Genomic DNA, 16,536 nt, shown 5'->3' on the forward strand with positions numbered 1-16,536 from the left:
AGGAGGTCATGCGGTGGGTCCGCACGCCGACATCGTCAAACCACTGCCGGAACTGCTCGGGTACCACGCCCGGCGCCTCGGGGACAAGGTCTGTTTCCAGGACCGGCTCAGGCGCGTGACCTACCGGGAGCTGGAACGGAGGACCGCACGGCTGGCCGGTCACCTGGCAGGACTCGGCCTGGCGCGCGGTGACCGGGTGGCCGTACTGCTCGGCAACCGTGTGGAGGCGGTCGAGAGCCTGCTCGCCGTCACCCGGGCGAGCGGCGTGGGCGTACCCCTGGACCCCGGGAACTCGGAAGAGGAACTGACCCGCTTGCTGGACGACAGCGGGGCACGGGTGCTCATCACCGATGGCGCCTGCCTGACGCGGCGGCGAACGCTGCCGTTGCGCCCCGGGCTGACCGTGGTGGTGGCCGAAGGCGGCGGCGAGGACGGGGCCGGGAACCCGCCTTCGCGCGCGGACTTCGAGGAACCGGCGGACGAGCCCGGCGGAACCGGGGGCCGGCCCGCCGCGGTCGCGGGCGGCGTTCTGCGCTACGAGGAGTTGGCCGGTACGGAGCCGCGGACGCCGGCCCGGGACGATCTCGCACTGGACGAAGTGGCCTGGCTGCTCTACACCTCGGGCTCCTCCGGCGCGCCCAAGGGCGTCCTGTCCACCCAGCGCAACCGCCTCGCGCCGGTCGCGACGGGCCTCGTCGGCGTCCTGGGCCTGTCCGAACGGGACCACGTGCTGTGGCCGCTCCCCCTCCATCACGCGATGAGCCAGATTGTGTGTTTCCTCGGGGTGACCGCGGTGGGGGCGAGCGCGGTGCTGCTGCCCCGGTTCTCGGTGGTGGGGGTGCTCGGCGAACTGCGGTGCAGCAACGCCTCGTTCACCTTGCTCGGCGGGGTCCCCACTACGTATTCGGCGCTGCTCGCCGCGGTCCGGGGCGAGGAGAACGGCAAGGACGGCGGCGGTCTCGGCACCCCAGCGCTGCGGGGTTGCATCAGCGGTGGCGCCGCGGCGGGGCCCGGGTTCGCCGAGTCCTTCGAGGCGATCTGCCGTGTCCCCTATCTGGAGCACTACGGCAGCACGGAGGCGGGCCCGGTCACCATGCCGGCGCCGGGCGAGGCGACGACGTCCGGGGCGTGCGGCCGGGTGCTGCCCGGCACCCGGGTCCGGGTCGGCGGCGGCCCCGACGGCCGGGACACGGGCGAGGGCGAGTTGTGGGTCAACGGGCCCGGGGTCATGGCCGCTTACCACGGCAGGCCGGAAGCCACCGCGGAGGTGCTGCGCGATGGCTGGTTCCGCACGGGTGACCTGGCCAGGATCGATGCCTTCGGTGGACTGGCGGTCACCGGCCGGGCGAGTGATCTGATCATTCGAGGCGGGGTGAACATCAATCCTTCGGAAGTGGAGGCGGTGCTGCGGCGGCTGCCGGGGGTGGCGGACGCCGCCGTGGCCGGACGCCCGCACCCCGTCTTCGGCGAGGTGCCCGTCGGCTATCTGGTCCCCGAGCCCGATGGCGGCGTGCTGGACAGGGGGCGCATCCTCGCCGCCTGCCGTGCGGAACTGTCCAGCTTCAAGGTGCCCGTCGAGCTGTTCGAAGTGGCGGACCTTCCCCGTACCGCCTCCGGGAAGACCCTGCGGCGGAACCTCGCCGGCCGGCCGGCGCGGGCGCTGGGCGCGGAGGCCACCGGGATGCCGTTGGAAAACCTGCTGACCCTGGTGCGGAACGAGGTGGCGGCCGTACTCGGCTGTACAGCTGAGGCGGTGGAGCCGAACACGGCACTGCGGGACCTGGGCATGGACTCCCTGACGGCGACGGTGCTGCGGGAGCGGTTGTCGGCGGTGACCGGCCTGCCGCTCTCCGAGGCCGTCGCCTTCGACTTTCCCACGGTCGCCGCGCTCACCGCCCACCTCGGGGAACGGAGCGCCGCCGCGCCGGGCGGCGCCGGGCCCGTGAACCGGAGTGCGGCCCGGCCGGACGACGACCCCGCGGTGATCGTGGGGATGGCATGCCGCTATCCCGGAGACGTGACCTCTCCCGAGGACCTGTGGCGGCTGGTGGCCGACGGGAGGGACGCCATCGGCCCCTTCCCCACCGACCGGGGCTGGGACACCCGGGCGCTGTACGACCCGGACCCCGGGCGGCCCGGACGGACGTACGTGCGCGAAGGCGGCTTCCTCTCCGGTGCGGACCGCTTCGACCCCGGCTTCTTCGGCATCTCTCCCCGCGAGGCGCTGGCCATGGACCCGCAGCACCGGCTGCTGCTCGAAGTGGCGTGGGAGGCCTTCGAGCACGCCGGTCTCGTCCCCGGCACCCTGCGCGGCTCGGCGACCGGGGTGTACGTCGGGCTGATGTACAGCGACTACGCCCGCCACCTGACAAGGACGCCCGAGCATGTCGAGGGGTACCTCGGCCTCGGCAACGCCGGAAGCGTCGCCTCGGGCCGTATCGCCTACACCTTCGGCCTCGAAGGCCCGGCCATCACCGTGGACACGGCGTGTTCCTCGTCCCTGGTGGCCCTGCACCTGGCGGCCCAGGCGCTGCGCCGCGGTGAGTGTGCCTTCGCGTTGGCCGGCGGCGCCACGGTGATGTCCGGGCCGTCGTCGTTCGTGGAGTTCAGTCGCCAGCGGGCGCTGGCTCCGGACGGCCGCTGCAAGGCGTTCGGTGCGTCCGCCGACGGCACGGGGTGGGCCGAGGGCGCCGGCATGCTGCTGCTGAGCCGGTTGTCCGAGGCACGCCGCGCCGGACTTCCGGTACTGGCCGTGGTGCGCGGTTCGGCGGTGAACCAGGACGGGGCGAGCAACGGGCTGACCGCACCGCACGGACCGGCGCAGCAGCGGGTGATCCGGCAGACGCTCGTGGACGCGGGGCTGAATCCCGGGGACATCGACGCGGTGGAGGCGCACGGCACCGGCACCCGGCTGGGAGACGTCATCGAGGCGGAGGCCTTCTTCGCGACGTACGGGCGCCACGCGCGGCAGCGTCCCCTCCGGCTGGGCTCGGTGAAGTCGAACATCGGTCACACCCAGGCCGCCGCCGGAGTGGCCGGCGTGATCAAAATGGTGCAGGCGATGCGGCACGGCGTGCTGCCGCGTACGCTGCACGCCGACGAGCCGACCCCTCGTGTCGACTGGTCGACGGGGCGGATCGCGCTGCTGACCCGGGCGGTGGAGTGGCCTGCGACGGACCGTCAGCGACGGGCGGCGGTGTCCTCGTTCGGTATCAGTGGCACCAACGCCCATGTGGTGCTCGAAGAGGCCCCGGACGACGGGGAGGCCGCAGCGCCGCGTGCCGTGGCGGACTGCGGGACCGCGAGCCGCCGCGTCGGGCCCGGGGCGGTGCTGGACGGTGCGGCACATCCCGGACCGGCCGCGGTGGCCTTTCCGGTGTCGGCCAGGAGCGTGCCGGGGCTGCGGGGCCAGGCGCGACGGCTGTACGACCATGTGGTCGCCGCCCCTGATGCGACCCCGGTGGACATCGCCTACTCGCTCGCCACCACGCGTGCGGCCTTCGAGCACCGCGCCGTGGTGGTGGCCCGGGACCGTGCCCAACTGCTCGGCTCCCTGCGGGCCGTGGCGGAGGGCGGCGACCGGCCCGGAGTGCGCACGGGCACGTCCCGCCACCACGGCCCGCCGGCCCTGCTGTTCACCGGCCAGGGCAGCCAGCGCGTCGGCATGGGCCGTGAACTGTACGCGTCGCGGGATCTGCATCCGGCCTTCGCCGGTTCGTTGGACCAGTGCTGTGCCCTGCTCGACCCGCTGCTGCCGGTGCCCCTGCGGGACGTCATGTTCGCCGGGCCCGGTACGGAGACGGGCGCGCTGCTGCATACCACCCGGTTCGCTCAGCCGGCGCTCCTCGCCCTGGAGACGGCTTTGTTCCGGCAGTTCGAGGCCTGGGGGGTACGCCCCGGCCTGGTGGCCGGGCACTCGGTGGGCGAGGTGACGGCGGCACATGTCGCCGGGGTGTTGTCCCTCGCGGACGCGTGCACACTGGTGGCGGCCCGGGGCCGGCTGATGGACGCGCTGCCGCCGGGCGGCGCGATGGCGGCTGTGGCCGCCGGGGCGGACGAGGTGGCCGCCCACCTCGCCGAGACCGGGGGTGCGGTGGAGATCGCCGCGGTCAACGGGCCCGCTTCGGTGGTCGTCTCGGGCGACGAGGCCGCGGTGCGGGAGGCCGTCGCGTACTTCCGGACGAGGGGCCGTTCGGCGACGCCGCTGAGGGTCGGCCATGCCTTCCACTCCGCTCGGATGGAGCCCGTGCTGGCCGACTTCGCGGACGTGGTCCGGCGTCTGTCCTTCGCCGCGCCGCGGCTGCCTCTGATCACCGCCGTGCCGGGCCGGGCGGCCACCGACGAGGAGCTGTGCACACCGGAGTTCTGGGTGGACCATGTCCGCCGTCCGGTCCGCTTCGCCGATTCGGTGGCGCACCTGGCTGAGCGAGGCGCGGCACACTACGTCGAACTGGGGCCGGACGGGGTACTCACCGGCCTGGTACGAGATTGCCTCGCCTCGTCCGGACCGGCCCCGGCGGACCCGGAGACGGGCGACGCGGGCGGCGGCAAGCAGGGCCCGGCACCGCTGGTCCTGCCGACACTGCGCGGAACGCGGCCGGAAGCGGACACCCTGCTCGACACGCTGGCCGCGCTGCACGCCCGCGGCGTGCCCGTCGACTGGCGGGCCGTCTTCGCCGGGCGCGACGGGCGGCGCGTCGCACTGCCCACGTACGCCTTCCAGCGCCGCCGGTACTGGCTGGAGTCGGCCCCGGAGCATCCGCCCGTGTCCCCGACGGCCGAGCCCGCCCATCCGTTCCTGCGGTCGGACACCCGCACGGCCGACGACGACGGGTTGCTGCTGAGCGGAGTGCTCTCGGTGCGCGACCAGCCGTGGCTCGCCGACCATGTGGTGGCTGGGGAGATCTTGCTGCCGGCGACCGCCTTCGTCGAAATGGCTCTCCACGCCGGCGAGTTGGCGGGCACGGCCGTCCTGGACGAGCTCGTCCTGACCGCGCCGCTGCCCTTGCCCTCGGACGGTGCCGTCGCCTTGCAGGTGAAGGTGGCGGGGGCGGACGACGCGGGACGGCGGACCGTGCTCTTCCATTCCCGGCCGCACACTCCGGCGGGTGACCGGCCCTGGCTCCGGAACGCCACCGGCACTCTTTCGCCGGCGCAGCCGCCCGCGGACCGGAAAGCGGCCACCACCGAGACCGGCGGCGCGCCTTGGCCGCACGCGTCCTGGCCGCCGGAGGCGGCGATGCCGCTGCATGCCGACGGTCCGGGGGCCGGACCGTACGAGCGGCTGGCCGCCGACGGGCTGCGTTACGGCCCCGCCTTCCAGGGCATGCACGCCGCCTGGAGGCACGGGGAGGAGCTGTACGCCGACGTCGCGCTGCCCGAAGCGGCCCGGGCCCCGCGCCCGGAGACGGACGGCCCGGACTTCGTCCTGCATCCCGCGCTGCTCGACGCGGCGCTGCACGCCCTGGCCCTGGACAGCCTTGTCACAAACGGTTCCGGGACAGCCGGTCCGGCGGCCGACGGACTGGCCCTGCCGTTCGCCTTCAGCGGAGTGCGCGTGCACACCACCCGCGTACAGCGCTTGCGGGTACGGATGACCGCCGGGCCCGACGGACAGGCCGGAGTGGAGCTGACCGACGAGACGGGCTCACCAGTGGCGACGGTTCGTTCGCTGACGCTCCGGCCCCTTCCCCGTACCGGCTCGGCGACGGCGGACGCGGTCACCGGTGCTCTCCACCGGACGGACTGGGTGCCGCTGACCGAGCCGCCCGCACCCGTGGCGATGCCCCGCTGGGGGGCTCTGGGCACGCCGGGCACACGGCTGGTGGACGCCCTCGCGCCCCCGGGTTCCGGCGTCCCGGTGTACCCCGGCCCGGCGGCGTGCGACGCGTCGTCGGCCGTCGTCGTGGCACCGTGCCCGCCGCCCGACACGACCGGCGGCGCGCAGGACCAAGCCGCCGGGTTGCTGCGGGCTGCGGGCTGGGCGCTGAGGCTCGTGCAGGAGTGGCTCGCCGAACCGCACCTGTCCCGCTCCCGTCTCGTCGTCGTGACGTCCGGCGTCGTCACTTCGGCCGACGACGGTTTCCCTGCGGATGACGCCGATCGCGGGATCGGCGGCCGATCCGGCGATACAGCGTCCGTACCGTTGCACACACCGGTGTGGGGACTGGTCCGCTCGGCCCTGCGGGAGAACCCGGGCCGCTTCGCCCTGATCGACGTGGACGAACACCCCGACTCCTGGAGCGCCCTGCCCGCCCTGCTGGCCGCCTCGGTACCGGAGGCAGCCGTACGTCGCGGGGCGGCGTACGTGCCGAAGCTGGTGCCACTGGCCGAGGCGGCACCGAAGCCGCGGAAGCGGCGGCCGCTCGACCCTGAGGGCACCGTCCTGGTCACCGGCGGCACAGGTTCCCTGGGCATGCTGGTGGCGCGGCACCTGGTCGCCGCCCACGGCGTCCGGCATCTGCTGCTCGCCGGCCGACGCGGGCCGGACGCTCCAGGGGCCCGGGAACTCGTCGCGGAGCTGCGTGAGGCGGGCGCCCGGGTGACCGTTCGCGCCTGTGACGTCGCGGACCGGACGCCGCTCGCCGCCCTGCTCGACGCGGTACCGGCGGCCCACCCGCTGACCGGCGTGGTGCACACCGCGGGAGTGCTGGACGACGGCGTCGTCGCGGCGCTCACCAACGACCGTCTGAGGCGGGTGCTGCACCCCAAGGCGGACGCCGCTCTCGCTCTGCACGAACTGACCCGGGGACACGACCTGGCCGTGTTCGCGCTGTTCTCCTCGGTGGCGGGTACCTTCGGCTCCGCCGGCCAGGCCAACTACGCCGCGGCCAACTGCGTGCTGGATGCCTTGGCACGGCACCGGAAGCGGCTCGGACTGCCCGGTACGTCCATCGTCTGGGGCCCCTGGCGGCAGCACGACGGCATGATGGCGCACCTCGGCGACGCGGATCGGCAGCGGATGGCCCGCTCCGGGTTCGGCCCGCTCGGCCCGGAAGAGGGCCTGGCCCTCTTCGATGCCGCCGTGGCCGGTGACGAACCCGTGGTGGTGGCGGCCCGGCTCACGCCGGCCGCTCTCCGCGGCGGCGACCCTGCGGCGAACCGGCTGCGAACCCCTGCTGCCGAGGCGGGCAACGCGGGCGGGGACCGACTCGGCCGGGCGCCGACGGATGCTCCCCCCGGCGAGCAGGGTGGGGTGCTGCTCACGAAGGTCCGGATCCTGGCGGCCCGCGTCCTGGGCCACCGGGAGGAGGCGAGTGAAATCGACGAGGACACCCTGCTGGCGGACCTGGGGCTGGACTCCCTGGCCGCGGTCGATCTGCGCAATGAGCTCGCGGCGTGGACGGGGCTGGCACTGCCGTCCACGCTGCTGTTCGACTTCCCGACGCCGCGCGCGCTCACTGCCGAGCTGACGCGGCGGTATGCCGCCGAGGCACCTCCTGTGGGCGCCGCGTCCGACGGCCCGGTACGGCCCGTGGACGCCGGCTCTCCAGACTCCCCGGGCCGAGCGGCGGACGACGGCGCGGGGGGCGGTCCGGAGGCGGGCGCTCAGCCGGACGCCCGGGTGCAGGCCGCCGACGCACCGCACGCCGGGGGAGCTCCGGATTCCCTGGGCGCGCTCTTTCGTACCGCATGCGCCCGGGGAAAGAGCTGGGACGGCATGGTGCTCCTCACCGTCGCCGCGCGCCTGCGCCCGGTCTTCGACAGGGCCGGAGCGGCCGGAGCGACGCACGCACCCGTCGTGCTCGCGGCGGGCGGCACGGGGGCCCGGCTGGTCTGCTCCCCCGCGCTCAGCGCGCTGTCCGGACCGCAGGAGTACGCGCGCCTGGGTGCCGGGCTGCGAGGGCTGCGGCCGGTTTCCGCGGTGCGGCACCCGGGGTTCGAGCCCCGAGAGGCTCTGCCCGCCACACTGGACGCCCTCGTCACCGCCCAGGCCGCCGCCGTCCGCGCAGCCGCGGCCGAAGGCCCCCCGGTACTGCTGGGGCGGTCGGCCGGTGGCTGGGTGGCCCATGCCGTGGCCGAGCGTCTGGAGTCCGAGGGTGCCGCCCCGGCGGCCGTCGTCCTGGTGGACACCTATCCCCCGGGTCACGGCGACCGGGGCCAGGCGCTCTCCGCGATGACGTCGGACATGCTGCGCCGGGCGGCGGAATTCGCCTCTGCCGAGCCCGACCGGCTCACCGCCATGGCCGGATACTTCGAGCTCTTCAGCGACTGGAAACCCGCGCCGCTCGCCTGTCCCACCCTGTACGTACGAGCCCGGGACCTGCTGCCCGGCGCCGAACCCGCCCCGGACTGGAGCCTGCCGCACGCCGAGGTCACCGTGCCCGGGGACCACTTCACCATGCTGGAGGAACACGCCCGTACCACCGCAGTCGCCGTCCACAAGTGGCTGGGCAGCCGGGTCTGAGGACGTCCTGGGAGGGGCGCGGGTGACCGGTGACTCCGGAATCTCGGCCGCCTACGAAGTCACCAACAGCGGAACCGAGGCGCTGACGTACACGATCCTGTTCGACTTCACCACGGACGCCGGCGAGGTCATGGGCAACAGCCACGAGACCGTGCGCTCGGTCGGCCCCGGCGCGACCGTGCGCGGCACGGTCCGGCTGGGGGTACTGGCCCCCGGAGCGTCCCCGGTGACCCGCGTCAAGGTCTCCCAGGTGACCAAGGTGTCCGCCGCCGAGGCGCCGCCCGCGTCCGGCGAGTGCCCACCCTCCGGCACCCGCCTCACCACCGATGACGGCAACGCCGCGATGGGGCTGCGCGTGGTGGGCTTGCACCTGGAGAACTGCGGGAAGCGCGACTACTCACTCGACGGCTACCCGCTCCTGGAACTGCTGGACAAGGACCTGTCACCCGTCCAGGGCGTCCGGGTCATACATGGAAGCGGCGGCATCAGCACCAGTACCGGATTTGACGAGCCGGCCCGCCCGCTGGTCCTGAAGCCAGGCGAGAGCGCCCTTTCGGGCCTCATGTGGCGCAACACCACCGAGTCCGGCACCGCCGTCAACGTCCCGTACGTCAGGGTGCGGGCCGAGCAGGGCGCCGATCCGGTGACCGTGACGCCCCACCTCGATCTCGGCACCACCGGCAAGCTGGCCGTCCGCGCCTGGACGCGCCCGTCGAAGTAAGACCCGGGCCCAGCAAGGGAAATCCGCGGGCATCGCCCACCAGGAGATCCCGCCCGCGACCAGGTGGCGGATCGCGTCCAGCATCTACCGGTGGCAGTAGCCCTCAGGTTGCCCGCCCCTGAAGCCGGGCCGCCCTCGAACCAGCCGAGCCGGGCCTCCTCGTCACCGAACCGCTCGTCCGCACCGAAATCAAGATCGGATACGCCGACGCGGGGCGGCGGCGTCAGTTCTCCTGTGGCAAACGGAGGTCCTGGCCGCCCGAGCGGTCAGAGCCTCCGTCTGCCGGACGGTGTTTTGTACAGCCCGCAAGCGCACCGTTCCAGGCGGCTGGGCCGCCGGCTTCGGCCGCCGGCACACCTTCCTCGCACCTGAACGATCAAGGCAGCACCTTCAAAACCGGGCCGCTGCCACGAGAACCGACGAGGACCGCAGGAACAGGAAACGGCCAGGTGGCAGCGGCAATCCTTGTGAGGGGACAGGTGCCGGCCCCGGATAAGTGGGACAAGACCTTCACCGACCTCATCTGTGCGACACCGTGTCGGCCACCGCACGGACGGCGATGGCCGCGATGTCGTCGTCGAGACGGCCGCGGCTGTAGCGGACCAGGTCGCTGTGCAACTGTCCGAGCAGCCGGGTCGGGGAGTCCGCGTTCCACTGTCCCGCGTGCTGCACCAGCGGGAAGAACGCGCCGGCGTGGTCGCGGGTCTCGGTGACGCCGTCGGTGTAGAGCAGCAGCTGATCCTCGGCAGCGAAGGAGAAGGTGTCGATGCGGTAGTGCTCCCCGACCAGCGCACCCATGTTGATGGGTGGTGAGGGAGCCGTGGGGGTGACCTCGCGGACCGTCCCCGCGCGGAGCAGCAGCGGAGGAGGGTGTCCGCAGTTCACGATCCCGACGGCCGACCCGTCGTCGGGAATCTCGACAAGCAGGGCCGTGGCGAAGTACTCCATCCGGTCGTCGGGCAGCAGTGCGGTGTAGCGACTCGTGCTGACGTCCAGTCGGCGTGCCAGCCGTGCCAGGTCCGGCTCGTCGTACGCGGCTTCCCGGAAGCAGCCGAGGATCGCTGAGGCCATGCCGACCGCAGGGAGGCCCTTGCCGCGCACGTCTCCGATGATCATGCGGACGCCGTGGGCTGTCTCCAGTGCTTCGTAGAAGTCGCCGCCGACGCGGGCCTGCGCCGCGGCGGCCAGGTACAGGGCCTCGATGTCCAGCCGGCCGAGGCGGTGCGGCATGGGGCGCAGCAGGACTTTCTGGGTCGTCTCGGCGACGGAGCGGACGTCGGCGAGGGTCTGCTCCCGCTGCTGGCGCACATAGCTGGCGCAGGCGGCCGCAGCAGTGGCGCCCGCGATCACCGCGAGGGTGAACAGGTGTGTGTGCGAGCTCTCGCCCGGATTGCCGATGGTCACAAGAATCACTACGTCGATGGCCGCTGCGAGCCCACCGATGGCCACCGTTCCGGCCACCGGCCACACCGAGGCGGCGAACGCGGGGGCGAGCGAGAGAAAGCGGCTGAAGTAGGCACCACTCGGGGTCACGTAGGCCAGTACGGTGATGACGGCGGTCAGTGCCAGGGGCGTCAGACGCACCAACCGCTCCCCGAGGCCGCTGCCCGCACGACGCCAGAATCGACCCGACCAGTTCACATAAGCAGCTTATAGGGGTGATTGCGTCGAACCGGCCGGACACAACGCCGGCGGCCCGCCGGGCCCAGGGCATCCGGATCCGCGTCACCGGGGACCACTGCGCCGTACCGGAGCCCCGACGGAGTAACCGCGCGAGCGCCTGTCCCTGTTCGGCAGTAGGAAGGAACCGGACATCGGGGGCGACGGAGGGAGTGGCTCGAATGCGGATCGTCGCGGACCTCACCCGCTGCCAGGGGTACGCGCAGTGCGTGTTCCTCGCGCCGGAGGTGTTCGAGCTGCACGGGGAGGAGGCGTTGCTGTACGACCCGGCCGTCCCCGATGACCAGCTCGAACGCGTGCGCCAGGCCGCGGCCGCGTGTCCGGTCCAGGCCATCCTGATGGGTGAGGAGGTGAGCGCCGATGTCCGGTGACCTGTGGGAGGGCCGCATCGTCATCGTCGGCGCGTCGCTGGCCGGGCTGCGGGCCGCCGAGACGCTGCGGGAGGAAGGCTTCACCGGACCACTGACCGTGGTCGGGGACGAGCCCCATCCGCCCTACGACAGACCGCCGCTGTCGAAACAGGTGCTGCTCGGCCGGGCGGCGGCGGACTCCACCGGGCTGCCGGTCGGCCGGGATCCGGAGGCGGAGTGGCGGCTCGGAGTGCGTGCTACAGGGCTGGACCCGCTCGGGAAGCGGGTGATGCTGGCTGACGGGGAGCCGCTGCCGTACGACCGGCTGCTGATCGCCACCGGGACCCGGGCGCGTCCCTGGCCCAACCCGGCGGAGGCCGCACTGGACGGGGTGTTCACCCTGCGCACCAGCGACGACGCGGGCCGCCTGGCCGAGCGGCTGGCCGCCGGGCCGCGCCGGGTGCTGGTGATCGGCGCCGGATTCACCGGCTCGGAGATCGCCTCGGCGTGCCGGGAGCTGGGCATCGAGGTCACGGTCGCCGAACGCGGCCCGGCGCCGCTGGTGGGCGCGCTCGGAGGAACGCTGTCGAAACTCGCGGCGGGCATGCAGCGAGCCCACGGCGTGGACCTGCGCTGCGGTGTGACGGTCACCGCGCTGCGCGGCAACGGCCGGTTCACCGGCGCGGACCTGTCCGACGGCAGTCGCGTCGACGCGGACCTGTGCGTCGTGGCGATGGGGGCGGTCCGCAACACCGAGTGGCTGGCGGACTCCGGGCTCGCGGCCGGCCCGCGCGGGGTCGCCTGCGATGCCGGGTGCCGCGCCTTCAGCATGTACGGGATCGTCACCGACGACGTCTTCGTGGCGGGCGACGTGGCCCGCTTCCCGCACCCGCTCTTCGAGTACCAGATGCTCTCCCTGGAGCACTGGGGCAACGCGGTCGAGCAGGCCCGGGTGGCGGCCCACAACATGATCAACCCTGGAGTACTGCGGCGCCCGCACCTCGCGGTCCCGGTGTTCTGGTCGAGTCAGTTCGGACTCAACATCAAGTCCGTGGGCGTCCCCACCTTCTCCGACCAGGTGGTCATCGCCCAGGGCTCGCTCGACGAGCGCCGTCTGGCGATGGTCTACGGCTACCGGGGCCGCATCACGGCCGCCGTCACCGTCAACATGGCCAAATGGCTCGAGTACTACGAGGGCCTGATCGAGACAGCGGCCCCGTTCCCCCCTGCGCCCGGCGCGGCCGACCGTGCGACAGCAGCCGACATTGCCATCCCCTCCGACGTACCGGACCCGCAGCTGCTCTCGCACGGCCCCACCGTCGCACTCACCGGTCACCTGCCGGACCGCCGGCTCACCACGGTGCGGCACACCGGCTGACCCACCGTCCCGCCCGTCCACGAGGAGCCCAACCGCATGACCGCCGACACGCTGCTGGAACGGATCACCGACTACGCCAACCGACCCAACCCCTACCCGTTGTACGCGGAACTCCGTGAGGCGGGGGTGGCACGGCAGACGGACGGCAGCTACCTGGTCGGCACTTATCACGAAATCGCCGCCCTGCTCCACGACCCGCGCATCAGCGCGGACCCTCGCAACCGCAGCGTCCCGCGCAGCCGGCTGTCCGAGGAGGAGCTGCGGCCGCCCTTCCTCCGGCTCGACGACCCCGAGCACCAGCGACTGCGCAGCCTGGCGATGCGGCCCTTCGGTCCGCCGCACAGCCCGGGCCGGGTCGACGCCATGCGAGGCGAGATCGCCGGGATCACCGCGGAACTGTCCGAGGCGCTCCAGGACCGCCGGCAGATCGACGTCGTCGACGACTTCGCCTACCCGCTGCCCGTCACCGTCATCTGCCGGCTGCTCGGCGTGCCGCGCCAGGACGAGCCGCTCTTCCGGGGATGGTCGGACACGATTGTCGAATCCGCCGACATCAGACCGGGCGAGGAGGCCACCGAGCGCCTGCGGGCAGGCCGACAGGCGCTGGCCGGGATGGGCGACTACCTCGTGGACCTCGCCGAGCGCCGCCGCGGCCGGCCCGGTGACGACATGCTCTCCGCATACGTCAACGACGATGACCCGGCCGGAACGCTCACCCGCGAGGAACTCGCCACCACCGCCGTGCTGCTGCTCATCGCGGGACACGAGACCACGGTCAACCTCATCACCAACGGGGTGCTCACGCTGTTGCGTCGGCCCGACCAACTGGACCGGCTGCGCCGTCACCCCGACCTGCTGCCGAGCGCGGTGGAGGAGCTGCTGCGCTACGAGCCCCCGGTCCACATGCGAGAGCGGTTCCCCCTCGCCGACATGGACGTCGCCGGCACCACCATCCCCAAGGGCACACCTCTGGTGCTCGCGCTCGCCTCGGGCAACCGTGACCCCAAGCGATTCCGCGACCCCGACGTGTTCGACCCCACCCGGCCGGACAACCAGCACCTCGGCTTCGGCAGCGGCATCCACCTCTGCTACGGCGCACCGCTCGCCCGCATCGAAGCCCAGATCGCCCTGGGCGCGCTGATCCCCCGCCTCGGCACCGCACACCTCGTCCAGGACCCGCCCCCCTACCGGCGCAACGCCATGCTGCGAGGCCCCCGCCACCTGCCCGTCGAGCTCTGAGCAGGCAGGTGATCCAGGCAGATCACTCCGTATGCCCCGGCAGGGCGCTGTCAGACCGTACCGGTGTCCGCCAGGGGACGGGGCGTCGCCGATCACCGCGGTGTCGCCCCGTCCGGACCGGCGTGAGACCGACGGCATGCACATCGCCGACCGGTTGCAGGAGTAGGCCACGGTCCGTGCGACAGCCGTCGGGCTCGGCCGCAGCCGTCCACGGCCAGCCGGGAGATCCGCCGCAACCGTCACCCATCGACGGCCAGTACCGCCCGTACGCGGCCCAGGCCCGCGCCGATGCCCCGCCCGAAGCCCGGGACGATCGGTCAGAACCTGCGGCTGCGGGACTTCGTCCAGGACCAGAGGACCCCCGCGGGGCCCCTCAACTCCCGGAATTCGCCGCATGGCTGAGCCGGTACTCGATCCCCTGGCCGAGGACTGCCGATCCGCGTGGTCGCTCACCGAGCCGCATCCGGCATCGAGGCACGCGCGTACACGGCCCCGGCCCACTCGCCTGTTCCGCGGCGAAGCGGCCCACCGCACTTGACCATCACGGCGCAGGGCCAGAAATGCGAATTCCTCGTCCTGCAGGAACAGGACCGGGTCGAGCATGTCCCCCCACAGAAGGAGTTCGCGGACGCCGAGAAGCACTCCTGGGTCAGGGCCCCTCGCTACGACTACTTCCCCGCTGACCATTTGAGAATCCGTGCCAGCGGTGGACGGCCGCACCGGGCGGGAGAGTGGGCCGACACGGCCGCACGCCCTCTTGAGAACCAGCTCCCCGAGAGTGTTCACTGTCAGGAGCACTGGCCAAATCGCCCGGCACCCCTTCCGTTCGGTGACCAGTCCCTGGGCGCAGCGTCGGCAGGTGGTGTGGAGCCGGTCGAGGAAGGTGCGTACGCCCTCGACCGTGACTCGGGCGAGTGCCGAGGTCGGGGATGAGGTGGAGACGGACGCAGGCCGCGGTTGCCGTTGTCGATCTCCTGATGGTCGTAAGGTTCCAGGAGCTCGGGGCCGAAGCCCTCCGTCCTGGCGAGTGCCGCGCGGGTGCCGGCCTTTGTAGCCCATCCGCCACTTCTCGTTAACCAGGGGCCCTACAACGGAAAAGCCCCCCACTGTTAACGGAAGCTCTGACGATTTTTTGGCATGTCGGGCGGACAGAACAAGCGTAAAACGGATGACCCCAAGATTGGGACTCCCCAACCAGCACATCGTGGGCTTAACTTAGGTGTCATGACCTCCCCTCGCTCCACCTACGGCGGCGGCTACTACGCCGCCCCGTCGTTCCCCGACACTCCGATCTACGACTCCCTGGTCGCGGAGCGGGGCACCCCTCAGATCGCTCCGATCCGAGTGCCTGCCGCCTACGACACCGGCAACAGCTATCTGCCGGCTCTCCCGGCAGCGCTGCCGGCTCTTCCCGCGGCCCCTTCCCAGCCCAACCCCTCGTACGGCTACCCGCAGCCTGCGCAGCAGGGTTACGCACCGATGCAGCCCGCACAGCTGCAGCACGCGTCGGCTCCGTACATCCCGCAGCAGCCGACCGCGGCCCGCGGCGGGTACCAGGCGCCTTATCCGCCGCAGCAGCAGCAGCGGCCCGCGCCCGGCACCGGGTACGAGGCGATGCGCCCGGCGTCACCGCGGCCCGCCCCGGCCCCCTCTCCTTACGAGGACCCGTACAACCGCCCGCACCAGGGCCGGGGGTACTGAGCCGGTCATCACCGACGGTCGCGTCGAGGTCGTCGTCGAGCCATGGGGACTCGCCGACGACCTCGATGTTCCCGCACCGGGCCGAATGGCCCTCCCAGAGCCTTTCGTTCGGATCGAGCCGGATCCGAACGGGAGGCCCCATGCGCACGCACGCCTCGGACGGACCGTCAGCCACGACGTTCGACGGGGAACTCACGGGGGTGGTCCGTGCGTTGGGCTGGGTGACGTTGCTCTCTCTTCGCCGCTTCAGCACGCGAAGCGTGCCGTATCGGGTTAAGACGGATACGGAAGGGGGTGCGGGACTGTGCGAGCGGTTACGGGAGTGTGGCGCTGGCGGCGCAATGCTCTGTGCCGCGCCACCGACCGGCACGAGGCGTGGGTGGCTCTTGTCGCGCTGCTGCTCATGGTGCTGACGGCGCCGGCGCTGGGCTGGGTGTGCGGAGCGCTCACCGACGACGTCCTGCAGGAATCGGTGCGCACCCAGCGGGCACAGCGTCGCGCGACGACCGCGGTCGTGGTGCGCCGGGCACCGGACGCGCCGCATTTCGTCACCGATCCCGAGGTGTCCTCGGAGCGCGCCCCGCAGACCCTGGTGGTGGCACGCTGGAAGGCCCCGGACGGCACGGACCGCCACGGTACGGTGAACACGCTCTCCCGCAAGACCCGTCCCGGTGCCGTCGTGGAGATCTGGACCGACCTGGACGGCCGCCCCGCGCTGCGCCCCATGGACGCGCCCACGGCTCGAACACATGCCGCGCTGGCCGGGTTCGGGGCGATGCTGCTCGCCGTCGGACTGGTCGAGGCAAGCCGGCGTCTGATCGTCTGGCGCATGGTGCGGAAGCGGTACAGCCGGATCGACCGGGCCTGGGCAGCGGCCGGTCCCGACTGGGGCAGAACCGGAACCGGCAGCTGATCAGCTGCTGATCGGGTCAACTCCCGCCCGCCGCGCGCGCTACGGTGGACCGGCCCGCCCCCTTCCTCGGCGGGCGGGCCGGGGTTCGCCGCTGCCGGAAGGCCGGTGACCGGGCATCACACACGCACGAGGCGGGGGCACAACAGC

General features: G+C 72.8%; 8 protein-coding genes. 7 read left to right on the plus strand and 1 reads right to left on the minus strand.

Annotated features, from left to right (window positions below; genetic code table 11):
* The first annotated feature begins 13 nt into the window (after positions 1-13).
* Together ABZ826_RS33600 and ABZ826_RS33605 are read left to right on the plus strand one after the other, a co-directional pair.
* Positions 14-8,407: a type I polyketide synthase gene (locus tag ABZ826_RS33600; protein ID WP_361457030.1), complete on the plus strand. Its 8,394-nt coding sequence runs from the start codon at positions 14-16 to the stop codon at positions 8,405-8,407.
* A gap of 22 nt (positions 8,408-8,429) precedes the next feature.
* A complete protein-coding gene (locus ABZ826_RS33605) occupies positions 8,430-9,128 on the plus strand; it encodes a DUF4232 domain-containing protein (protein WP_361457033.1) in 699 nt (232 codons plus the stop codon).
* A 519-nt stretch (positions 9,129-9,647) separates the two neighbouring features.
* Here the strand turns inward: ABZ826_RS33605 and ABZ826_RS33610 are convergent.
* Positions 9,648-10,712, minus strand: a complete 1,065-nt coding sequence (locus ABZ826_RS33610) for a PP2C family protein-serine/threonine phosphatase (protein ID WP_361457036.1) — start codon at positions 10,710-10,712, stop codon at positions 9,648-9,650.
* Between the two features lie 257 nt (positions 10,713-10,969).
* Between ABZ826_RS33610 and ABZ826_RS33615 the strand changes: the two genes are divergently transcribed.
* The 5 genes from ABZ826_RS33615 to ABZ826_RS33635 all read left to right on the plus strand — a co-directional run bounded on the left by ABZ826_RS33615 (position 10,970) and on the right by ABZ826_RS33635 (position 16,389).
* Positions 10,970-11,179: a ferredoxin gene (locus ABZ826_RS33615; protein WP_361457039.1), complete on the plus strand. Its 210-nt coding sequence runs from the start codon at positions 10,970-10,972 to the stop codon at positions 11,177-11,179.
* Positions 11,169-12,536 (plus strand): FAD-dependent oxidoreductase, encoded by a 1,368-nt coding sequence (locus ABZ826_RS33620; RefSeq protein WP_361457042.1) that lies wholly within the window; start codon positions 11,169-11,171, stop codon positions 12,534-12,536. The genes ABZ826_RS33615 and ABZ826_RS33620 overlap by 11 nt, the downstream gene beginning before the upstream one ends.
* Before the next feature lie 36 nt (positions 12,537-12,572).
* Positions 12,573-13,775 (plus strand): cytochrome P450, encoded by a 1,203-nt coding sequence (locus tag ABZ826_RS33625; RefSeq protein WP_361457045.1) that lies wholly within the window; start codon positions 12,573-12,575, stop codon positions 13,773-13,775.
* A gap of 1,224 nt (positions 13,776-14,999) precedes the next feature.
* Complete coding sequence (locus ABZ826_RS33630) at positions 15,000-15,476, plus strand: DUF6643 family protein (protein WP_361457048.1); 477 nt, start codon at positions 15,000-15,002, stop codon at positions 15,474-15,476.
* Positions 15,477-15,780: 304 nt separating this feature from the next.
* Positions 15,781-16,389: a hypothetical protein gene (locus ABZ826_RS33635; RefSeq protein ID WP_361457051.1), complete on the plus strand. Its 609-nt coding sequence runs from the start codon at positions 15,781-15,783 to the stop codon at positions 16,387-16,389.
* The last annotated feature ends 147 nt before the right edge of the window (positions 16,390-16,536 follow it).

The sequence above is a fragment of the Streptomyces sp. NPDC047515 genome (assembly GCF_040643055.1).
In the GTDB taxonomy this organism is placed as follows: Bacteria; Actinomycetota; Actinomycetes; order Streptomycetales; family Streptomycetaceae; genus Streptomyces.

What these genes read in the sequence shown, in the direction of transcription:
- ABZ826_RS33615 (WP_361457039.1), top strand. Translation starts at nt 10,970, where the DNA reads ATGCGGATCGTCGCGGACCTCACCCGCTGCCAGGGGTACGCGCAGTGC.
- ABZ826_RS33620 (WP_361457042.1), top strand. Translation starts at nt 11,169, where the DNA reads ATGTCCGGTGACCTGTGGGAGGGCCGCATCGTCATCGTCGGCGCGTCG.
- ABZ826_RS33625 (WP_361457045.1), top strand. Translation starts at nt 12,573, where the DNA reads ATGACCGCCGACACGCTGCTGGAACGGATCACCGACTACGCCAACCGA.
- ABZ826_RS33630 (WP_361457048.1), top strand. Translation starts at nt 15,000, where the DNA reads ATGACCTCCCCTCGCTCCACCTACGGCGGCGGCTACTACGCCGCCCCG.